This window comes from Corynebacterium sp. ED61 (genome assembly GCF_015233855.1).
Taxonomy (GTDB): domain Bacteria; phylum Actinomycetota; class Actinomycetes; order Mycobacteriales; family Mycobacteriaceae; genus Corynebacterium; species Corynebacterium dentalis.
Window position 1 is genome coordinate 300,343 of record NZ_JADGIT010000001.1, and the last position, 18,890, is coordinate 319,232.

Genomic DNA, 18,890 nt, shown 5'->3' on the forward strand with positions numbered 1-18,890 from the left:
TGAAAAATCTTAAGACATCACAAGCAGATTAATCGGAATCCGTGGACAGCGCAGCCACAAACGCTTCTTGAGGCACAGAAACACTGCCGATATTCTTCATGCGCTTCTTGCCCTCCTTCTGCTTTTCCAGCAGCTTGCGCTTACGGCTGATATCGCCGCCGTAGCACTTGGCCAGTACGTCCTTGCGCAGTGCGCGAATGTTCTCGCGGGCAATGATCTTGGAACCAATGGCCGCCTGCACAGGCACCTCGAACTGCTGACGCGGGATCAGTTCCTTAAGCTTGACAGTCATCTTGTTGCCGTACCACTGCGCGTTGTCGCGGTGCACGATCGCCGAGAACGCATCCACTGGCTCGCCCTGCAGCAGGATATCCACCTTGACCAGGTCAGAAAGCTGATCGCCGCTCTCCTCGTAGTTCAAAGACGCGTACCCCTTGGTGCGAGACTTCAACTGATCGAAGAAGTCGAAGATGATCTCACCCAGCGGCATCGTGTAGCGCAGCTCCACGCGATCCTCGGACAAGTAATCCATGCCGCCCATTTGTCCACGCTTGGACTGACACAGCTCCATGGTTGGACCCAAGAACTCGGAAGGCACAATCACGGTCATCTTGACCATCGGCTCGTAAACCTCGCGGATCTTGCCGCCCGGCCAGTCGGAAGGGTTGCGCACGATCAGTTCGGATCCGTCTTCCGAAACCACGCGGTAGACCACGCTCGGTGCAGTAGAGATCAGATCCAAGTCGAACTCGCGCTCCAGGCGCGTGCGGGTGATCTCCATGTGCAACAGGCCCAAGAAGCCACAGCGGAAGCCGAAGCCCAGGGCCACGGAGGTCTCGGGCTCGAAGGTCAAAGACGCATCGTTGAGCTGTAACTTCTCAATCGCCTCGCGCAGGTCGGGGTACTGATCTGCAGAAATCGGGAACAGTCCCGAATAGACCATCGGGTTCGGCTCGGCATAGCCCTTCAGCGGAACGTCAGCGCCGTTGGCAGCCCACGTGATCGTGTCACCCACCTTGGACTGACGCACGTCCTTCACGCCCGTGATGATGTAGCCCACTTCGCCCACGCCTAGACCCTTGGACTTCAGCGGCTGTGGGGACACCACTCCGATCTCCAAGGTTTCGTGGTTGGCGCCCGTGCTCATCATTTGGATCTTCTGCCGTGGCTCTAGGGCACCATCCATCATGCGCACATAGGTCACCACACCGCGGTAGGTGTCATAGACAGAGTCGAAGATCAGCGCACGCGCAGGGGCGTCCGCATCGCCCACTGGAGCTGGCACCAGCTCGCACACGCGGTCCAGCAGTTCCGGGACACCCTCGCCCGTCTTACCGGATACCCGCAGTACATCTTCCGGCTCACAGCCAATGATGTGCGCGATCTCGGAGGCGTACTTCTCCGGATCGGCAGAAGGCAAGTCGATCTTGTTCAGAACCGGGATGATCTCCAGCTCATTTTCCATGGCCAGATACAGGTTGGCCAGGGTCTGTGCTTCGATGCCCTGAGCGGCGTCGACAAGAAGAATCGCACCCTCACACGCCTCCAAGGCGCGGGAGACCTCATAGGTGAAGTCCACGTGACCGGGCGTATCAATCAGGTGCATGACCAGCTGCTCGCCCTCGTGCATGCCAGTGCGTGGCGTCCACGGCAAGCGCACGTTCTGCGCCTTGATGGTGATGCCGCGCTCGCGCTCGATATCCATGTTGTCCAAGTACTGGTCGCGCATATCGCGATCCTCAATGACACCGGAGAGCTGCAAAATACGGTCCGCCAATGTGGACTTGCCGTGATCGATGTGGGCAATGATGCAGAAGTTGCGAATTCGGCTCGGATCAGTGAACGTCTCCGCGGCGTAATTCTGCTTCTTGCCTGCCATACGTGGAACCCCTTAAAAAATATCGGTAACTGCCCCTGAACCTTACTAGAGACCAGCCCAAACCCAGACATTCCCGTCAAGGGCACCTCTAGCGAGTGTCACTCGCGTTATGATCAAGCCCATGACTGCGCGCCCCGCCTCCCACACTTCCCAGAAGGGCCAATCAGACAAGCCTTCTGGGAGCGCTGTGCGCCGTTTTCTGCGCAAGAATTTCACCACAAAGAACAACCTGGAAGACGGCCTCGAACTGCTCAACGAGTACTTGGGCCTGACGTCGGGCGCCCAGATCTATTCGGCCACCAAGGACGAGACCGTCAAGGTCCCCACCCAACAACTTGCGCGCGCGGTGATGTACGCCCCGGACATGGATGGCCAGGCGGACCCCGGCGAGGTCATTTGGACCTACATCCGCACTCAAAAGGGCGGCGACCTGCAGCTGCGGTCCATCTTGATTGTCGGCCGTCACAAGCACACGCTGTTTGGTTTGCTCATCAGCTCTGATCCCGCGCACATGCACAAGCACAACTGGATGCGCATCGGTGCGGGTCCGTGGGATCGAGAAAGCCGCGAGTCTTCCGTGTGTTTGGACAAGGTGTTGGAGATCCCCGAATCCGAGATCCAGCGTCGCGGTGTGTCCATGCCGGAGCGTCGTTTTGATCGCATCGCCGCCCGTTTGCGTTCCGAGTTCGGCTGGACCTAGCCCGCTGTTTGTTCCCGGCCCTCTTTTTCCCGACGCAAGCAATTAGCTATTCGGGCAATTGTGCTGGTAAGTTAGTAACTCGTTCATATGTGGGCTCATCTTTTGGGGGCTCGTGTCGCACACCGCAGGACCTTGGGCGGTTTGTCAGAGAACACACGGGCACACACTCCTGGTGAGCCACTAGTGACGCACACACTGATTTATAGAAAGAGGTATGCCACTCATGGCAAACATCAAGCAGCAAAAGAAGCGCGTTCTCACTAACGAGATCGCTCGCCAGCGCAACCAGGCCATCCGTGCCCGTCTGCGCACTGAAGCCAACAAGTTCAACTCCCTCGTTGACGCCGGCGACAAGGAAGGCGCTGAAGCTCAGCTTCGCACCGCTTCCCGCCTGTTCGACAAAGCAGTGACCAAGGGCACCATTCACCGCAACAACGCGGCGAACAAGAAGTCCAGTATGGCTCAGCGTCTGAACAAGCTGTCTTAATAGCAGCTCGTTCGGCTTGCTTGAAACAAGTCTCCATGTGGAATTTTTTCACGTGGAGACTTTTTCTTATGCGCACCCATCTGGCTTTATGCCTTTATAGTGCTTAGGGGTACGCTGGTGAGTCACTAACCGCCATTGTGATCTGACATGTTTCAAGGATTTCAAGGAGAAGTCTCACGATGAACGACCGTTTCCGGTCAGCTCTTTTGGGTACAGCCCTCGGCGATGCGTGGGGCTACCCCTACGAGAACGAGGACGATCCACAGTGCACTCCCCTCCCAGAAAAGTTGGTTGTCAGCGATGACACACTGATGACTCTGGCTTTGTCCTCCGCGATGCGCAGGATCGATCAGGACGATCTGGATCGAGACAAAGGCATGGCTGTCATCGGCGAGAAGTTCTTGGATTACTACCAAGATCCGGATTACGAGCGCTCCTCCGGCACCGCCACCACGGAATCTCTGGACCGACTAGAAGATTTGGGCACCAACCACTGGGAAGCCTGCTCTTCACATTCCAACGGTGCCGCGGCCATCATGCGTGCCTCCGCCAGTGCCCTGTTGGCGCCTTCCGATCAAGGTGTGGGTTGGTCCGTGTTGCAGGCGATCATCACCCACGATTCTGATCTCGCCCGCGCCGCTGCTGCCACCATGGCGACGGTCATGCTGGCACCACGAGGAAGCAACCTGTTCGACATCGCCGAGGGCTTGGCGGGCGATTCCCACTTCGACCACGATGTGCTGCTCAGCGATCAGGAAAAGTCGGAGATTCTGAAGTCCATCAACTCCGCGGCTATTCGGAAGTTGCAGGGTCCAGCGGTTCCGCTCACGGAAATCTACGCGCGCCTGCGCGAGGTGCGTAAATTCCTCACGCCTCACCTGAAGGACGGTAACTTCGAGGAGCTCTATGCCCACCGCAATAAGTTCGCGAAGATCTTCGGCAAGAGCTACGACGCGGCCTCCTGTACCGCGTCCGCGCTTCTGCTAGCGCAGCTGTACCTAGACCACAAGGATCAGTACGCGCCGCACGATTTCCTGCACGTGGCCGTCAGCTGGCCGGGCAACCGCAACACCCGCGCGGCCGTCACCGGCGCCATGATCGGTGCGCATTTGAAATCCGCTGACCTGTGGGAGCAGGACTGCAGCTACGTGTTCGAGGATCGCTACAACGAGGCAATTCACACCGGCCGCTGGAAGGGCTTCAAGAAGACTCGTCCTGCGGCAGACGCTCGCTAATTCGAGCGGGCCAGCTCCGCGATCGTGCGGACGGCTAACTCGATGGCGAAGTCATTGTTCGCGGCCTGGCCTTTCACGCCTGCGTCCAGGTCAGCGGTGACTTGCACGGCGCGGGCTACTGCCCCAGGGGACCAGCGGCGGGCCAGCTTGATGGTCTTATCCAGTTTCCAAGGGGGCATGCCGAATTCGGCGGCTTGGCGTCGGGAATCAATACGACGATTCTCTGCCACCTTGGCGATGTCTGCGACCATTCCGGACAGGGCGCTGGCCAGCAACACCGGGGACACCCCCAGCTGAAGGGCGCGGCGAACCGCGGCCATGGCATCCGCCACCCGACCGTTAACCGCCAGGTCTGCGACCTCGAAACCACTGACTTCGGCCTTGCCCGAGTAGTACTTCTTCACGGCCTTCACGGTCACTTCACCATGAGTATCGGCGACTAGCTGGCTGACCGCGCTGGATAGCTCGCGGAGGTTGGTGCCCACGGCTTCGACCAGCAGGTTGGATACCTCGGGCGTGACGCGCACTCTCCGATCCTGGAACTCTTGGTCCACAAAGGATGCCAGTTCGCGTCCCCGCAGCTCTTCGGCAGAGGTCACCACCGCACCCAACTTCGGCCAGGACTGCACCAGCTTCTTGTTCCGGCCTTTGCCGGTGTGCAGCAGGATCAGCACCACGCCCGGCGCGGGATCCTTGATGGAGGCTTCCAACGCATCCACGATTTCCTTGGCCACGTCCTCGATTCCCCAGACCACAATGATGCGATCCTCCGCGAAAAGCGAGGGGCTGAGCAGCTCGATGATCTCCGGCGCGGACAGTTCCGATGCCTTGCGGATTTCCACTGGCAGATCGTCATTTCCCGCGTGCTTGCGGGTGGCCTCGACGATGACCTGACGGCGACGTTCTGCGAGGAATTCATCGGCGCCCACGATGAGGTTGACGGGGGCCGGCGCGGCGGTGGAACTCATGCGTTCGATCATTCCATACCGCCGGTGTAGTCCGTCAGTTCTGTTCCGTCGCGGCACGGGTAGAACACCGGCACGCCGTCGTGGGTGACGCTCGGCCGGTTATGAGGGCGGCCGCAGCTGCGGTTGACGATGACATCCACGCGCGGATCCAGTCCTTCGAGGCGTAGTGCGTACTCGTCATCGCTGACCTCATGGACTCGTTTCCCAGCGAGGCTCACCGTGCTGGGCACCGCGGCCATGTCGCGCTCTTCAGGAGGCGGCTCCTCGAAGTTCAGCGTCAGGGCGAGTGCGGTAGCAACGGCTAACCACGCCCATCTGAGCTGCCGCCAACGGTGCAGGAAGAACGCGCTGGAGATCACCAGGGCGAGAACCGCTGCCCAGATGACGCCCCAAACGGCTCCGCCCGGTGTTTCCACTCGCGGCACCTGGGCTAAGCTTTCCGCGACCGTGACGATCCACCACGCAGGTGGCAAGAGCCCTCCGCTCAGCAACCACGCTAGTTGTTGTGGCACGTGGAAAGAGCTGAGCACGCCACCGATGGGAGCAAGCCCTAGGCCCACCACCGTGATGGGAGGCACGCACCAGGCCACCAGTAGATTCGCTGCAATCGCGGTCACTGAAACCGTACCGGTCATCAGCACAATCACCGGAGCTGTAACAGCATCCGCCGCAATGGACACGCACACCAACCGCACTAGCAGCGCTTCTGCCACGGTGGGCTCTCGAGCCCACCAGTCGTGACAACGGTGGGTCCACCACCTCAAGAAGCTAGTGCTCATCCGCGGTGCCAACAGCACGATGCCCACGGTCGCGACCACAGACAACGCAAAGCCGAAACTTACGGCCAGCCCGGGTGACAGCAGCAAGAGCACAATCACCGCAAAGCACAGCGAAGCCACCACATCCGACCACCGCACCGTCGCCACAGCCACCACTCCCACGGAACCCATCACAGTGGCTCGCAGCACGCTGGGCTCTGGCCCCACCACCAGTACAAATGCGCCAAGTGCCACCGCGCAACCCAGCGCCGTCCACCGTCGCGGCACCGACAATGCAGTCAGCATCACCAACACTGTCCCGATCACCACAGCAACGTTGGCCCCACTGACCGCCGTCAGGTGACTCAGTCCCGTGGAGACAAACCAGTCCCCCGCCTCGGGCGATTGCCTGCTGGTATCCCCCACCACCATGCCAGGTATTAGCCCCGCCTCGTCGCTTGGTAACGGCGAGACCGCCCATCGCAGTCCGCCCCTCAGCCACGCCGTCCATGCCCACACGCCGTCTGGTTCGGGATCGTGTGCCCATTCGACACCACGCTCACCCCGTAGCGTCACGGGAGCCAATCCCGGGCGGTCGTCTAGCTGCATCGTTGCGGACATGCTGATTCGGTGTCCCGGCTGAAGGTTCAGAGCATCGATCTCACCTGCTTCAGCTCCGCTGACTGACGCGGCCTCGGCCGAGTCTTGGTGTGCTGAACCGTGCGCCCTCTCCACGTTGAGGAACAGCGGAATAGTCCCGAGCTGCGGTACATCAACGGGGATCAGAACGCTTCCCTCTGCCAGTTGCTTCGGAGTGCCCGCCACCGTGAACTCGCCGACGATACGCGGGCTGTCACCTGCGAAGACCTGTGTGAGCGCCGGGGTGGCGTCGAGAATAAGAACCCGAGCCCATGCACTCCCGGCACCAATCACGCCACTTGCCAGAGCCACGACCGCGGTGCGCCACCAGGTCAGAAGATGGTCGGTGAAAGCGCTCGTCGGGCCGAAGGCACCCCGCCAACGGAACGCCACGAGCACAACCACCAGAGTGAAACAGACGGCGGTCGGCCACGGCCCACGAGTGATAATGGTCGCGGCGACGGCCAGCCACATAACCAGTGCTGCAGGAACCAGCCGGAAGTCGTGCCCGCGGCGCTCACGGATGGCCTCCGGAGAATGCGCATCCCGATCAGCACGCTGCCGGTGGGTAGCGATGAGTGCATGCGCACTATCAGACGGTGACATGATCTTTCATCGCTTCGAACTTGGCGGGCCCGATGCCACGGACCTCCATGAGCTGCTCGATGGAGGTGAACGCGCCGTTGGATTCCCGCCAGGTAATGATCGCCGTCGCGGTGGCTGGCCCTACCCCGTCCAGGGTCTCCAGTGCAGTGGAATCTGCGGTGTTAATGTCGATCTTCGCGTTCGCTGCGTCCCCCGTGGCGCCACTGCCCGCTCCCCCGCCACCGCCAGTTGGCGCACCAGTCCCCGCACCAGGGGCACCGGCGCCAGAACTTCCTCCAGCACTTCCTCCAGCTGCCAGCCCTCCGGGATACGTCACCGCGCTGCCTTGCGCATCCACGAGGATCTGCATGCCGTCCACCACCTTCTCTGCCAGGTTGATGTGATGCAACTGCGCACCCGCAAGGCCTCCACCGGCCTGTTCAATCGCTTGTCCCACGCGGGTGTTCGCGGGAACCTCCAACAAGCCTGGCCGTGGGACTTTTCCCTGCACGCTCACCACCAACGGCACCTCGGGGTCGTCGGTCTGCGAATTCGCACTCGCAGCATCAGTCGCGCTGACGGAGGCGGAAGATTCAGCAGGCACGTCCGTTGCCGCCATCTGTCCGGGCAAAGCACTTGCTTCGCTCGGCGCGCCACCAAGAGAGTTCTGCGGGGACGATCCCACCGGAGATTCGGACTGCATGCTGCACCCAAAGAGCACCGCTCCTGCCATTGCCAGCACCGCCACCATCGCGATGACTGCTTTGGCAGAAACTCGCCCCATCCCCACGGTGGTATCAAAGTCCACCGGCTCTACCTCGTGATCCGGCATGGGCTGAACCAGCGCATCGATCCGTTGCCGGATCTGTGCGCTTCCTGATTGCTTCGTCCACTGTGCCCCCATGGGGACGAGTCGACCACGAACATGCGCCGAACTATCGCCCGAACCCCACCGTTACTCCGCTGAAAGTGCAGGAGCCTGTGGAAAATGCAACGTTGTGGAAAGTTCAGCTCACCACAGCACGGTCGATACCGCGATCGCTCCCGGTCCAGAGTGAATCGCAAGCACTTCACTAGCTTCCATGAGTTCAAAATCCACCTCTGGAATCTTCGGTGCCGGAGCCTCGGATTCCTTGGCCGCATCTTCCGCAGCAGCTGCCGTGCACGCAATGTTTTCTCGCATGGACGTCACCAGCTTCTCAGCTACCTCGACCGCGGAAACCTGCTGTACGGCCACCTTGACCGTGCGCGGGTCTGTACCTGCCTCTGCCGCACGCTGGACCTCGTCGGTGACCACCGCAGTGACCATCTCCACCATCTTCTCCATGGCCTTGTGCTGGGTGCGAGTCTTGGCCGCCAGAGCAATCTTGCCTTCGGTCAGACGCAGAATCGGCTTGATCGCCAGGGCCGTGGACAGCAGTGTCTGGCCGGGAGACAAGCGTCCGCCCTTGCGCATCGTATCCAGCCGGTGCAGGTACAACAGCAGGTTGGACTCCGCGATGACAGCCTGAGCGGCCTTGGCCACCTCGTCCAAGCTGCCGCCTTCGCGCGCCACCTCGGCGGCCTTGAGTGCAGCAAAGCCGTTGGTCATGGCCACGCTGTTAGTGTCCAACACGCGCACTAGACCATCGAAAATACCCGCAGCCGTGGTGGCGTTGCTCCACGTGGCAGACAGTTCCTTGGAGATGTGCACGGCCACCACACCGTCATCTCCTCCACGCTCCAGCAGTCGCGCATAGCAGGCGGTTAGTTCGAGCGCGCCCAGCCCTGCGGTGGTGCGCTCTGCACCCTTGCCGCTGGTGTGCAGGTCAACGATGGTTACGCCTGCTTTGTCCGCCATCTCCTGGGTCAGGCAGGAGGAAGAATCGGTCACTACGTGAACGGTCATGCTGGTGCGTCCTCTCCACCTTCGTCGGGGCTCGCGGACTGCGCGTTCGGGGCGGTGCCTGGGGTGGCTGCCATGTTCCATCCCTCGAGGTGCCAGCGCGGATCTCGCCACCAGTTCTCGCTGTCCATGACAGTCATGGGCACGCGGGAGCCGTCGATCGCAGCAGGCGATTGTTCCGTAGCCTCCACCGGGAATTTGGGGCGGGCCACCAACTGTGACCAGCGCACATTGCCCAGACCGGAGAACATGGAGAAGTGCAAGATCGGCAAATTCAGCAGTTGCGCAGTCAACGCGCCGATGGTCCCGCCGTGGGCCACCATCACCACGGTGCCGCGGTCAAAAACATCGGTTTCCATCAGCTCGTTGACCGCTTCGTGCGCCCGGCTGGCCACCTGCACGCGCGTTTCTGCTCCGGGTGGCGCCCACTGTGGGTCGTGTCGCCAATACGCGCGTTGGCCTGGGTAGTCGCGGTCGATTTCCTCGTGGCTGGCCCCCGTCCATTCCCCCAAGTCCGTTTCGCGCAGGCGTGCATCTGTTTCGACGCCAACTCCCCAAAACTCACTCAGCAATTCCGCCGTATGCTGAGCTCGCTTGAGGTCGCTGGAGTACACCGCAGCTACGTTCCAATCGGCAATTTCTCGTGCCGTTGCGGTGGCCTGAGCGATGCCTACGTCAGACAGCTCGGTATCCAGCTGTCCTTGCATCCGTCCGGTGGCGTTATAGGTGGTTTCGCCGTGCCGCACCAGAACTATTCTTCGCTCTGCCATGGTTTTTCCGCTTTCCCTGTGCCTAAAGTGGCCGGGCTTAGAGCTCGTCGCTATCGGGAGTAGGACCTGCCAATGGCAAGTCATCGATGCTCATTGCTTCCAGGACGTCCACGTCTACGTCGTCATCCCAGTTGCTGCTGCGCTGCGCCTGCTCCACGCCCTCAACGGGGATCTGCGGAGCGTCACGCCACAGGCGATCGAGCGCGTAGAACTCGCGCTCCTGGTTGCGCTGCACATGCACCACGATGGAGCCGTAGTCCAGCAGCACCCAGTGTCCATCGCCGCGTCCTTCACGACGCAACGGCTTGATGCCTTGGACGGTCAGTGCTTCTTCAACTTCATCGACGATGGAGTTGACCATGCGCTCGTTATCGCCGGTAGCGATGACAAAGCAGTCGGTAATGGCCATGCGGTCAGAAACATCGATAACCAAGATGTCTTCTGCCAGCCGGTCCGAGGCAGCACGCGCTGCTACGGAGGCTAGGTCAATGGCTTCAGGGGTGGCAGTCAAAAATAAACCTTTCACAGTGTCTTGAGCGGCCGTCGAGAAACCTCATGGGAATCTCAAAACAGGCTCAAGAATCGAAATAGAAAAATGGCGGACGTGCGCTTCGCGCAAACACACTTATCGTATCGCGTTGTGGCCGCTAGCCCCTAGTCAGCAAGTGTCCTAGTCTGCGGATTCCCTCGAGTCCGCGAGATCCATCACTGACGTCTGATTCGCAGCATTGTCTTTTGGGGCATACATGCGGTGCTTAGCGATGTACTGCACCACTCCATCAGGCACCAAGTACCAGACAGGCCGACCTTGTGCCGCGCGGTCTCGGCAATCAGTGGAGCTGATGGACATTGCCGGAATCTCCACGAGGCTCAAGCGCCCAGCGTCGACTTCAGACTGAAGTGGGGCAAGGGTGGCGTCGGCGTCTTCACCATCACCAATACCCGGCAAGGTGTAACCCGGGCGCGTCACGCCAACGAAGTGAGCGAGATCAAACATGGACTCCCAGTCGCGCCAGGTGACGATCTTGCTGAGGGCATCCGCACCCGTAATGAAAAACAGCTCAGCATCGGGGTATTCGCGCTGCATATCGGCCAGAGTGTCGATGGTGAAGGTGTCTCCCCCTCGATCAATATCCACGCGGGAGACTTGAAAGCGCGGGTTGGACGCGGTGGCGATCACGGTCATGAGGTAGCGATCCTCCGCTGGGGAGACGTGCTTGTCCTTCTTCTGCCACGGTTGCCCGGTGGGGACAAAGACCACCTCGTCCAGGTGAAAAAGATCCGCCACTTCGCTTCCCGCCACTAGGTGTCCGTGGTGGATTGGGTCGAATGTGCCGCCCATGATGCCGATCCGGCGCGTGGGTCGCTGAAAAGTCATGCGCACCAGCATACGTTCTCGTGAAGGGGTTTTCCGGGCTGTGGCTCTCAGAAAACTCGCAGGCAGCCAGGAGAAGATGACATGTCCCTCATAGGATTCTCAGATTCGTTTCCTGTGCTACCTGAATGCGGATGGGACATCCATCACAGCAGCGGATCTTAGTCTCAATTTTGTTCGCATGACCACTTGCCCCCTCGACTAGAAAGGGACACCCCGCTATGTCTCCCATTCAGAACACCAACAACCAGACGACCTTTGAAGGTCGTCCCCTTGATCGCCCGGAAGAGGACATCGAAGACCAGGGTCTACACTTCGATCTGACCACCATTCAGAACCGCGTTTCTCGCCGCGGCTTGCTGGGCATGTTCGGCATTGGCGCTGGCGCCACGGTCCTCGCCGCATGCTCTCCTGGTTCCGGTACTTCTGCAGCGAGCAGCTCCGCTACCTCCTCCGCTGCTGCCACAACTGCCGCCTCAGTGGACAACATCACCGAGATGAACACCGAAACTGGTGGCCCCTACCCTGGCGACGGCAGCAACGGCCCCGACGTGCTCGAGGAAGTCGGCGTGGAGCGCCAAGACATCCGCAGCAGCATCGGTGGCGGCGCCACGGCAGACGGCATTCCTATGACGCTGACCATGAACATCATCGACATGGCCAACAACAACGGTCCAATGACCGGCGCCGCCGTCTACCTCTGGCACTGCGATGCACAAGGTCGCTACTCCATGTACAGCGAAGGCGTGGAGGATGAAACTTACTGCCGTGGCGTACAGGTGGTAGGCGAAGACGGCAAGGTAACGTTCACCAGCATCATCCCTGGCTGTTACGACGGCCGCTGGCCACACCTGCACTTCGAAGTGTTCCCGGACAAGGAGTCCATTTCCGACGCCACTAATGCCGTGCTGACCAGCCAAATCGCGATCCCTGAAGACGTCTGTAATGACGTCTACGCCGTGAGCAACTATGACGGCTCCGCGGAAAACCTCGCCAAGGTCAGCCTGGATACGGATGGAATCTTCAGCGATGGCGCGGATGCGCAGCTGCCGGAGACCACCGGCGATATCAAGTCCGGCTACACCATGAACATCAACGTGGGCGTGGACACCACCACGGAGCAAGAATCTCCGAGCATGGGCGGCGGCCAGGGTGGCCCCGGCGGCACTCCCCCGTCCGGCGATATGGGAGGCCCGGGCGGCACTCCTCCTAACGCTAGCTCCAGCAGTGCCAGCTCTTAAGATTCACTAGAGCTTCACCCAAGATGAGGGGTCAGGCGCGGAAATCATGCTTTCGCGCTAGGCCCCTCTTCCCATAGGCTTAAAGATGTATCATATAAACACCTTTTATGTCTAAGCAGAGGTATCGATGTCCACGCGTCGCCCGCCCACTCCCACCACGCCCGAAGCAAGTGCCGAAGCCAAGTCCAAAACAAGGCCCAAATTCAAGCGAGGCGGTATCAACCCGTGGGTCCCCAATCAGCACGGCGCGTGGGCCATGCTCATCCTGCCGCTGCTGATCGGCTTCATCCTCGGACTACGCATGTCCCCCGCCCCTTTCCAGAGCCCGCGCACTCTTGTTCTCCTGCTGAGCATCGCCGCCACCTGGATCCTCGGTTACTTCATGTTTTTCGCCTTTGACCTCTGGTTTAAGGCCCGTAATCCGCAGCGCAAGCGCCGTTATCGCACGCCCATGCTCACATACGGCAGCCTCGTGGCAGGCTTCGGCCTCCTCACACTCGCCTTACGCTGGCAGATGGTGCTGTGGGTGTTCTTCTTTCTTCCGTTGGTCACGTGGGCATTCGTCGAAGTTGTCCGACGCCAACCTCGTTCCCTCTCCAGCGGCATCTCCACCACACTCGCGAGCTCTCTGATGATCCCCGTGATGGTCTCGGCCGCCACTGTGCCCTTGCCGGAGTTCTTGTCTTTCCAGCCTCTCGAACTCCTCACCGCCACCGTGGCGGTTGCCTTGTATTTCGTCGGCACCATTCCGTATGTCAAGACGCTGATCAGGGAAAAGGGCAATCCCGCCTACCTGAAGCTATCGTTCTTCTACCACTTCGCCGCGCTTCTCATCGTCGCTGCCTTCAGCCTCTGGCTCATGGCCGGTGGACGCTTCCTCGTCAGTGGTGGGCTGCTGATAGGGCTGTTCGGCTGGTGTCTCTACCGCACTCGGAAAATTCCCGCCCTGGCAGCACAAAACCCACGCGCGTGGACTCCCAAGCGCGTGGGTGTGTGGGAAATGCCGCCGACTCTCGTCCTCGGCATCGCCTGCGTGCTGTGCCTCTAGCGGCTCACGCAGCCCTCATCGGGCTGCCTCTAACGAGCCGCCTCTTACTGCTCTTATGGGCGCACGTGACCGTCACCATTGATGACCCACTTCGTGGAGGTCAGCTCTGGCAGTGCCATTGGGCCACGGGCGTGCAGCTTCTGGGTGGAGATGCCGATCTCCGCACCGAATCCGAACATCTCTCCATCGGTCCATGCAGTGGAGGTGTTGATGGACAGTGCCGCTGCGTCCACGTAGGTCTCGAAATGGTTGATCGCGGAGTAGTCGCGAGCGGAGATAGCTTCGGTGTGTCCGGAGCTGTACTTCGTGATGTGCTCCACGGCACCCTGCACGCCATCGACGATGGCGGCAGCGATATCGAAGCTCAAGTACTCATCGGTCCAGTCCTTGTCCTCTGCTTCCACCACGTCATCGACCAGGGAGTCCAGCTCGGACTTCTCACCGTGGATCGTCACGCCTGCTTCCTGCAGGGCGGTCAGGACGCGCTTCTTGTCTTCGTCAGACAGCGCCTTGTCCAGCAGAACCACCTCGGTAGCGTTGCAGACGGAGCAACGGCGAGTCTTGCCGTTGATCACCAGCTGGATGGCTTCGTCAACGTCCGCGGAGGCATCGACATAGAAGTGGCAGTTGCCCGTACCGGTCTCGATGGCGGGCACGGTAGCACCGGTGACCACGGCGTTGATCAGGCCGGCACCACCGCGAGGGATAACCATATCCACCAAGCCACGAGCGGTGATTAGGTCCTGCACGGAGTCATGAGTCTCGCAAGGGAGCAGCTGGACGATGTCGCGGGATACGCCGTGCTTTTCAGCGACGTCCTGCAGGATCTCCACGACCTGCTCGTTGGTGTGGCGAGCGGACTTCGAACCACGCAGCAGTGGGACATTGCCGGACTTGATAGCGAGGCCAAAGGCATCCACGGTCACGTTGGGACGAGCCTCGTAGACCATGCCCATCACACCCAGTGGCACGCGAACCTGCTTCATGCGCAGGCCGTTGGGGCGGGTGAAACCACGGACGATCTCTCCCACCGGATCAGGCAAGCCCACAACCTGGCGCAGACCGTCGGCGATACCGGCGATGCGCTCCTTATCCAGGGACAGACGATCCAGGAGGGAATCATCAAAACCGCGCTCACGGCCGGCTTCGAGATCCTTCTCGTTGGCAGCCAAGATGGACTCGGTATTGGCCTCAAGTGCATCGGCTGCATCGAGCAGGAGGTCATTCTTCTGCTCGGTGGTCAAGAGAGTGGTTTGGCTAACGTCCTTGGCCTTGCGTGCCTTGGCGAGAACTTCATCGCGTTCTGCTTGGCGCTCGGGGGTCAGGTCAGTTGCGTTCTGATTGTTCTCGTTAGTCATGTCCTTCCACTTTACCGAGGTTGAACGCAACCTGCAGATATGCATGTAGCGAGTGCAAAAATCTCATTGCACTCGCTACATGGGATGAGCTATTCGGGTCTCGCTACCTGGACGCCGGTGAGTTACTCGGGTCTCGCTACCTCGGCGCCCACCGACGAAGCGCTCAAGCAAGAACTACCGAGGAAGCTCGGCGCGGTTGGAGTACGTGGACAGGTAGTCCGCGTGCACCACTGGGCGCTGCGCGATATCAGGCAAGTCATTGGTGGACTTTCCGATGATGCCGTCCAGCATCGTGGAATCGTAGCTGACCTCGCCACGGCCCACCAGGCGCCCTTCGTCGGACACGATGTCCACTACGTCGCCCTGGGAGAAATCGCCTTCCACGCGGGTAATACCCACGGACAACAGCGACTTGCGTCCCTCGATGACCGCATCCACAGCACCCTTATCCAAGTGCAAGCGACCATGGGACTCGGCCGCGTAGAGGACCCAGAACTTCCATGCGGACAAACGATCTTCGCGTGGCCAGAAGCAGGTTCCCACCTGGGCTTCATTCAGTGCGGCGCCGATGTTATCCATAGAGGTCAGCAGCACGGGCACGCCCGCGCGGGAAGCCAGCCGGGCTGCGGAAACCTTGGCTGCCATGCCGCCGGTACCCAAGCGGCCACCGTCGCCGGCCACCACTCCGCGCAAATCCTTGCCGGACTTCACCTCGGGCACAAACTGCGCGCCAGGCTCAGCGGGGTTACGGTCAAACAGGCCGTCCACGTCAGAGAGCAAGAACAGAGCATCAGCGAAGGCGAGGTGGCTGACCAGTGCAGCGAGGCGATCGTTATCGCCGAAGCGCATATCGGAGGTGGCCACCGTGTCGTTCTCGTTCACAATCGGAACGGCCTTCAACTGGCGCAGACGGTCCACAGTGCGCTGGGCATTACGTGCGCGATCGCGAACCCCGGCGTCGGACGCAGTCAACAACACCTGGCCGATCGTTCGACCGTAACGGGCAAAACTACGCGCCCACTCCTGAGCCAACAGCACCTGTCCCACGGAGGCAGCAGCCTGCTTGGTCGCCAAGTCGGTGGGCTTCTGGCTGAGCTCCAAAGGACCCATGCCGCAGGCCACAGCACCGGAGGACACCACGATCACGTCGGTGCCTCGTGCCATGCGCGCCTCGAGGGCATCGGCAATGGTATCGATGCGATCTGGGTCCACGCGGCCGTCGTCGTCGGTCAAAGAAGAAGAACCAATCTTCACCACGATGCGGCGCGCGGACGCGATGTCCTCACGGTAGCGAGAGGCATGGCCAAACGCTGGGTGATCCTCATCGATGTCCGGATCCGGGAACTCGATGGTGGTCGCTGGAACCACCGGACCTGGGCGGTGCACCGGCCTGGTGCCGTAGCCCCCAACAGGTTGAAAGGGCTCGGCGATCTCGCTTGGGCCGGAATACACAAAACCCGATGCCGCGCTGGAGGCCCCTGGCACCTCGCTCGGCTGTGCGAAATTCTCTTCGTTATCCGCAGTTGACATGCGTCCCAGTATGCCAGCTACTTAATGTTTCGGTGAAAAACTACGCTGCATTAAGCGCATTAAGTGCGCTTAACCTTCCCAGCGCTCGGTATCCGCCTGCTCGCCGTCGCCGAAATCCAACTCGTCGATCAAGCCTCGGCGCGCCTGGGAGGCACGCTTGCGCTCGTCGGAGGTCACACGCTGGTTCTTCTCCAAACGCTGGTCCGTACCGCGGCCGGTAGGAGTCATGTCCACGCCCGCAGCGGTCTGTGGATCCCATTCGAACGTGATTGCTCCGATGGTCACCTCAGAGCCCTCCACTGCTCCGGCCTTCCACAGCTCCTGCTCCACGCCAGCCTTGGCCAGACGGTCCGCGAGGAAGCCCACGGCCTCGTCGTTTTCAAAGTCTGTCTGCTTGATCCAGCGCTCCAGCTTCTCGCCAGACACGATAAATGCATCTGGGTACTCGGGGTCCACGGAGACCTCGAAGTCCGCAAAGTGTCCACCGCGAGAGTTCTTGCGCAAAGACTGCGGGGTGATCACCTGCGCCGGCTTGGACTCAATCGGGTGATCCTTACGGTGCTGGGCGATGATCTCTGCCAGGGCGTACTTCAGCTCATTGAGTCCCTTGTGCGCCACGGTAGAGATGCGGAAGATCGGCCAGCCGAACTGCTTGAGCTCTTCTTCCTGCAGGTCAGCCATGTCTTCCGCGTCCGGAACATCCATCTTGTTGAGGATGATCACGCGCGGGCGGTCTCGCAGATCGCCCAAACCGGAATCCGTGGACAGTTCAGACTGGTAATTGGCCAGTTCCTTCTCCAAAGCCTGAATGTCATCGATCGGGTTGCGCTCGGCCTCCAAGCTCGCGGCATCCACCACGTGAGCCAGCACGGCAGTGCGCTCAATGTGGCGCAGGAAGTCAAGGCCAAGACCCTTGCCTTCGCTGGCACCAGGGATCAGACCCGGCACGTCCGCCATAGTGAACACTTCATTGCCCACATTAACCACGCCCAGGTTGGGAGCCAGCGTGGTGAAGGGGTAGTCAGCAATCTTCGGCTTAGCCGCCGAGAGTACGGAGATCAGCGAGGACTTGCCCGCAGACGGGAAGCCCACCAATCCCACGTCGGCCATGGACTTCAGCTCCAGGGTGACGTCCTTGTGCTCCCCCGGCTCACCGAGCAGTGCGAAACCCGGAGCCTTGCGTGCCTTAGAGACCAGCGACGCATTGCCCAGGCCACCGTGGCCACCTTGAGCGACGATCATCCGTGTGCCCACACCCGTAAGGTCCGCCAGCACGTCCCCGCGTTCGTTGATAACCACGGTGCCCTCGGGCACGGGCAGTACGCGGTCTTCACCGCGGGCACCGTGACGGTGATCGCCAGCGCCGTTGGCTCCACGCCCGGACTTAATGTGCGGGTGGAAGTGGAAGTCCAGCAGGGTGTGCACCTGGGAAGAGACCTCGAGGACGATGTCTCCGCCGTGTCCGCCATTACCGCCGTCCGGTCCGCCGAGGGGTACGAACTTCTCGCGGTGGACGGAGGCACAGCCGTGGCCTCCGTCGCCGGCCTGCAGGTGCAAGACCACACGGTCAACGAATTGCGGCATGGGCGGATTCCTTTCCTCATGCTGAGGGTGTTGTCTAAAGACAAAGCTACAACGAAACTGCGAGTGCTCAACGAGTTCATCTCGCACTCATAAAAAATCCGCCAGCAGGATGTCTTCCATCCCACTGGCGGTAAAACGAAGTTCGGGGCTTTAGGCCTCGACAACCTCGTCTTCAACGATGCTCACGGTGCGGCGATTGCGCTTGGTGCCGAACTGCACGGCGCCTGCCTTGAGAGCGAACAAGGTGTCGTCGCCACCACGGCCGACGTTCTCACCTGGGTGGAAAGAAGTTCCACGCTGACGGATCAGGATCTCGCCAGCCTTGACCTGCTGACCGCCAAAGCGCTTCACACCGAGACGCTTGGACTCGGAATCGCGACCATTGCTGGAGCTAGATGCACCCTTCTTGTGTGCCATGAGTGTCTCCCTCCTTAAGGAAGAGTAAGTGTCTCGGTAGTTTACTTGATACCGGCGACCTTCAGAACCGTGAGGTCCTGGCGGTGGCCGTAACGGCGCTTGTAGCCGGTCTTGTTGCGGTAGTGCATGCCGCGGATCTTAGGGCCACGGATGTGCTCCACGATCTCAGCATTAACAGTGATCTTGGCAAGCTTGTCACCGGTGGTGACATCTGCTCCGTCGACGACGAGAACCGGGGTGAGAGCCACGGACTTACCCGGCTCACCCTCGATCTTCTCGACCTTGACGAGGTCACCTTCGGCAACCTTGTACTGCTTGCCGCCGGTCTTGACGATCGCGTACATGGTAGGGCTACCCCTTTTTTCTCTCTTCGACTCAGGAACTCGCGCGCGGCTTTGCCGAAGCTAGGCTGCGTGTTCGCCCTGACTGGA

18 protein-coding genes are annotated in these 18,890 nt (G+C 60.7%); 5 read left to right on the forward strand and 13 right to left on the reverse strand.

Annotation, left to right across the window (positions count from 1 at the left end):
- Positions 1-28: 28 nt before the first annotated feature.
- Positions 29-1,879, reverse strand: a complete 1,851-nt coding sequence (gene lepA, locus IM764_RS01335; RefSeq protein ID WP_099299203.1) for a translation elongation factor 4 — start codon at positions 1,877-1,879, stop codon at positions 29-31.
- A 121-nt stretch (positions 1,880-2,000) separates the two neighbouring features.
- Here lepA and IM764_RS10315 point away from each other — a divergent pair, with 121 nt between their 5' ends.
- The 3 genes from IM764_RS10315 to IM764_RS01350 all read left to right on the forward strand — a co-directional run bounded on the left by IM764_RS10315 (position 2,001) and on the right by IM764_RS01350 (position 4,301).
- A complete protein-coding gene (locus IM764_RS10315; protein WP_228073198.1) occupies positions 2,001-2,579 on the forward strand; it encodes a type II toxin-antitoxin system PemK/MazF family toxin in 579 nt (192 codons plus the stop codon).
- A 223-nt stretch (positions 2,580-2,802) separates the two neighbouring features.
- Positions 2,803-3,066: a 30S ribosomal protein S20 gene (gene rpsT, locus IM764_RS01345; RefSeq protein ID WP_099299260.1), complete on the forward strand. Its 264-nt coding sequence runs from the start codon at positions 2,803-2,805 to the stop codon at positions 3,064-3,066.
- Between the two features lie 179 nt (positions 3,067-3,245).
- On the forward strand, positions 3,246-4,301 hold the full coding sequence (locus IM764_RS01350; RefSeq protein WP_099299202.1) for an ADP-ribosylglycohydrolase family protein: 1,056 nt from the start codon (positions 3,246-3,248) through the stop codon (positions 4,299-4,301).
- On the opposite strand, the gene holA is transcribed toward IM764_RS01350, so the two are convergent.
- The 7 genes from holA to nadD form a co-directional block, all read right to left on the reverse strand.
- Positions 4,298-5,269: a DNA polymerase III subunit delta gene (gene holA / locus IM764_RS01355; RefSeq protein WP_099299259.1), complete on the reverse strand. Its 972-nt coding sequence runs from the start codon at positions 5,267-5,269 to the stop codon at positions 4,298-4,300. The two genes, IM764_RS01350 and holA, sit on opposite strands and share 4 nt — an antisense overlap.
- Positions 5,270-5,277: 8 nt before the next feature.
- Positions 5,278-7,272, reverse strand: a complete 1,995-nt coding sequence (locus tag IM764_RS01360) for a ComEC/Rec2 family competence protein (RefSeq protein ID WP_099299201.1) — start codon at positions 7,270-7,272, stop codon at positions 5,278-5,280.
- Entirely contained in the window at positions 7,259-8,155 is an 897-nt protein-coding gene (locus tag IM764_RS01365; protein ID WP_099299200.1) for a helix-hairpin-helix domain-containing protein, read from the reverse strand. Before IM764_RS01365 ends, IM764_RS01360 begins: the two co-directional genes overlap by 14 nt.
- 108 nt (positions 8,156-8,263) lie before the next feature.
- Positions 8,264-9,139 (reverse strand): DegV family protein, encoded by an 876-nt coding sequence (locus tag IM764_RS01370; protein WP_099299199.1) that lies wholly within the window; start codon positions 9,137-9,139, stop codon positions 8,264-8,266.
- Positions 9,136-9,906 (reverse strand): histidine phosphatase family protein, encoded by a 771-nt coding sequence (locus IM764_RS01375; RefSeq protein ID WP_099299198.1) that lies wholly within the window; start codon positions 9,904-9,906, stop codon positions 9,136-9,138. The genes IM764_RS01370 and IM764_RS01375 overlap by 4 nt, the downstream gene beginning before the upstream one ends.
- A gap of 37 nt (positions 9,907-9,943) precedes the next feature.
- Complete coding sequence (gene rsfS, locus IM764_RS01380; protein WP_099299197.1) at positions 9,944-10,417, reverse strand: ribosome silencing factor; 474 nt, start codon at positions 10,415-10,417, stop codon at positions 9,944-9,946.
- 159 nt (positions 10,418-10,576) lie between these two features.
- Positions 10,577-11,284 (reverse strand): nicotinate-nucleotide adenylyltransferase, encoded by a 708-nt coding sequence (gene nadD / locus IM764_RS01385; protein WP_099299258.1) that lies wholly within the window; start codon positions 11,282-11,284, stop codon positions 10,577-10,579.
- A 218-nt stretch (positions 11,285-11,502) separates the two neighbouring features.
- Between nadD and IM764_RS01390 the strand changes: the two genes are divergently transcribed.
- Both IM764_RS01390 and IM764_RS01395 read left to right on the forward strand, forming a co-directional pair.
- Entirely contained in the window at positions 11,503-12,522 is a 1,020-nt protein-coding gene (locus IM764_RS01390; protein ID WP_099299196.1) for a 3,4-dioxygenase subunit beta, read from the forward strand.
- A 127-nt stretch (positions 12,523-12,649) separates the two neighbouring features.
- Positions 12,650-13,570, forward strand: coding sequence for a YwiC-like family protein (locus IM764_RS01395; protein WP_099299195.1), 921 nt, complete (start codon positions 12,650-12,652; stop codon positions 13,568-13,570).
- A 53-nt stretch (positions 13,571-13,623) separates the two neighbouring features.
- On the opposite strand, the gene IM764_RS01400 is transcribed toward IM764_RS01395, so the two are convergent.
- The 5 genes from IM764_RS01400 to rplU form a co-directional block, all read right to left on the reverse strand.
- Positions 13,624-14,928, reverse strand: coding sequence for a glutamate-5-semialdehyde dehydrogenase (locus IM764_RS01400; RefSeq protein ID WP_099299194.1), 1,305 nt, complete (start codon positions 14,926-14,928; stop codon positions 13,624-13,626).
- Between the two features lie 174 nt (positions 14,929-15,102).
- Positions 15,103-16,458, reverse strand: coding sequence for a glutamate 5-kinase (proB, locus tag IM764_RS01405; RefSeq protein WP_099299193.1), 1,356 nt, complete (start codon positions 16,456-16,458; stop codon positions 15,103-15,105).
- A 69-nt stretch (positions 16,459-16,527) separates the two neighbouring features.
- Positions 16,528-18,042 carry a GTPase ObgE gene (gene obgE, locus IM764_RS01410; RefSeq protein ID WP_099299192.1) on the reverse strand — a complete coding sequence of 505 codons (1,515 nt, stop codon included), beginning with the start codon at positions 18,040-18,042 and terminating at the stop codon, positions 16,528-16,530.
- Positions 18,043-18,192: 150 nt separating this feature from the next.
- Positions 18,193-18,459, reverse strand: a complete 267-nt coding sequence (rpmA, locus tag IM764_RS01415; protein WP_099299191.1) for a 50S ribosomal protein L27 — start codon at positions 18,457-18,459, stop codon at positions 18,193-18,195.
- 41 nt (positions 18,460-18,500) lie between these two features.
- Positions 18,501-18,803, reverse strand: a complete 303-nt coding sequence (rplU, locus tag IM764_RS01420; protein WP_099299190.1) for a 50S ribosomal protein L21 — start codon at positions 18,801-18,803, stop codon at positions 18,501-18,503.
- Positions 18,804-18,890: the final 87 nt, after the last annotated feature.

Excerpts from the sequence above, each read along its gene's own strand:
- rpsT (WP_099299260.1), top strand. The coding sequence starts at position 2,803 with ATGGCAAACATCAAGCAGCAAAAGAAGCGCGTTCTCACTAACGAGATC.
- IM764_RS01360 (WP_099299201.1), bottom strand. The coding sequence starts at position 7,272 with ATGTCACCGTCTGATAGTGCGCATGCACTCATCGCTACCCACCGGCAG.
- IM764_RS01370 (WP_099299199.1), bottom strand. The coding sequence starts at position 9,139 with ATGACCGTTCACGTAGTGACCGATTCTTCCTCCTGCCTGACCCAGGAG.
- IM764_RS01390 (WP_099299196.1), top strand. The coding sequence starts at position 11,503 with ATGTCTCCCATTCAGAACACCAACAACCAGACGACCTTTGAAGGTCGT.
- nadD (WP_099299258.1), bottom strand. The coding sequence starts at position 11,284 with ATGACTTTTCAGCGACCCACGCGCCGGATCGGCATCATGGGCGGCACA.
- holA (WP_099299259.1), bottom strand. The coding sequence starts at position 5,269 with ATGAGTTCCACCGCCGCGCCGGCCCCCGTCAACCTCATCGTGGGCGCC.
- proB (WP_099299193.1), bottom strand. The coding sequence starts at position 16,458 with ATGTCAACTGCGGATAACGAAGAGAATTTCGCACAGCCGAGCGAGGTG.
- lepA (WP_099299203.1), bottom strand. The coding sequence starts at position 1,879 with ATGGCAGGCAAGAAGCAGAATTACGCCGCGGAGACGTTCACTGATCCG.
- IM764_RS01400 (WP_099299194.1), bottom strand. The coding sequence starts at position 14,928 with ATGACTAACGAGAACAATCAGAACGCAACTGACCTGACCCCCGAGCGC.
- IM764_RS01375 (WP_099299198.1), bottom strand. The coding sequence starts at position 9,906 with ATGGCAGAGCGAAGAATAGTTCTGGTGCGGCACGGCGAAACCACCTAT.
- rplU (WP_099299190.1), bottom strand. The coding sequence starts at position 18,803 with ATGTACGCGATCGTCAAGACCGGCGGCAAGCAGTACAAGGTTGCCGAA.
- IM764_RS01350 (WP_099299202.1), top strand. The coding sequence starts at position 3,246 with ATGAACGACCGTTTCCGGTCAGCTCTTTTGGGTACAGCCCTCGGCGAT.
- rpmA (WP_099299191.1), bottom strand. The coding sequence starts at position 18,459 with ATGGCACACAAGAAGGGTGCATCTAGCTCCAGCAATGGTCGCGATTCC.
- obgE (WP_099299192.1), bottom strand. The coding sequence starts at position 18,042 with ATGCCGCAATTCGTTGACCGTGTGGTCTTGCACCTGCAGGCCGGCGAC.
- IM764_RS01365 (WP_099299200.1), bottom strand. The coding sequence starts at position 8,155 with ATGGGGGCACAGTGGACGAAGCAATCAGGAAGCGCACAGATCCGGCAA.
- IM764_RS01395 (WP_099299195.1), top strand. The coding sequence starts at position 12,650 with ATGTCCACGCGTCGCCCGCCCACTCCCACCACGCCCGAAGCAAGTGCC.
- IM764_RS10315 (WP_228073198.1), top strand. The coding sequence starts at position 2,001 with ATGACTGCGCGCCCCGCCTCCCACACTTCCCAGAAGGGCCAATCAGAC.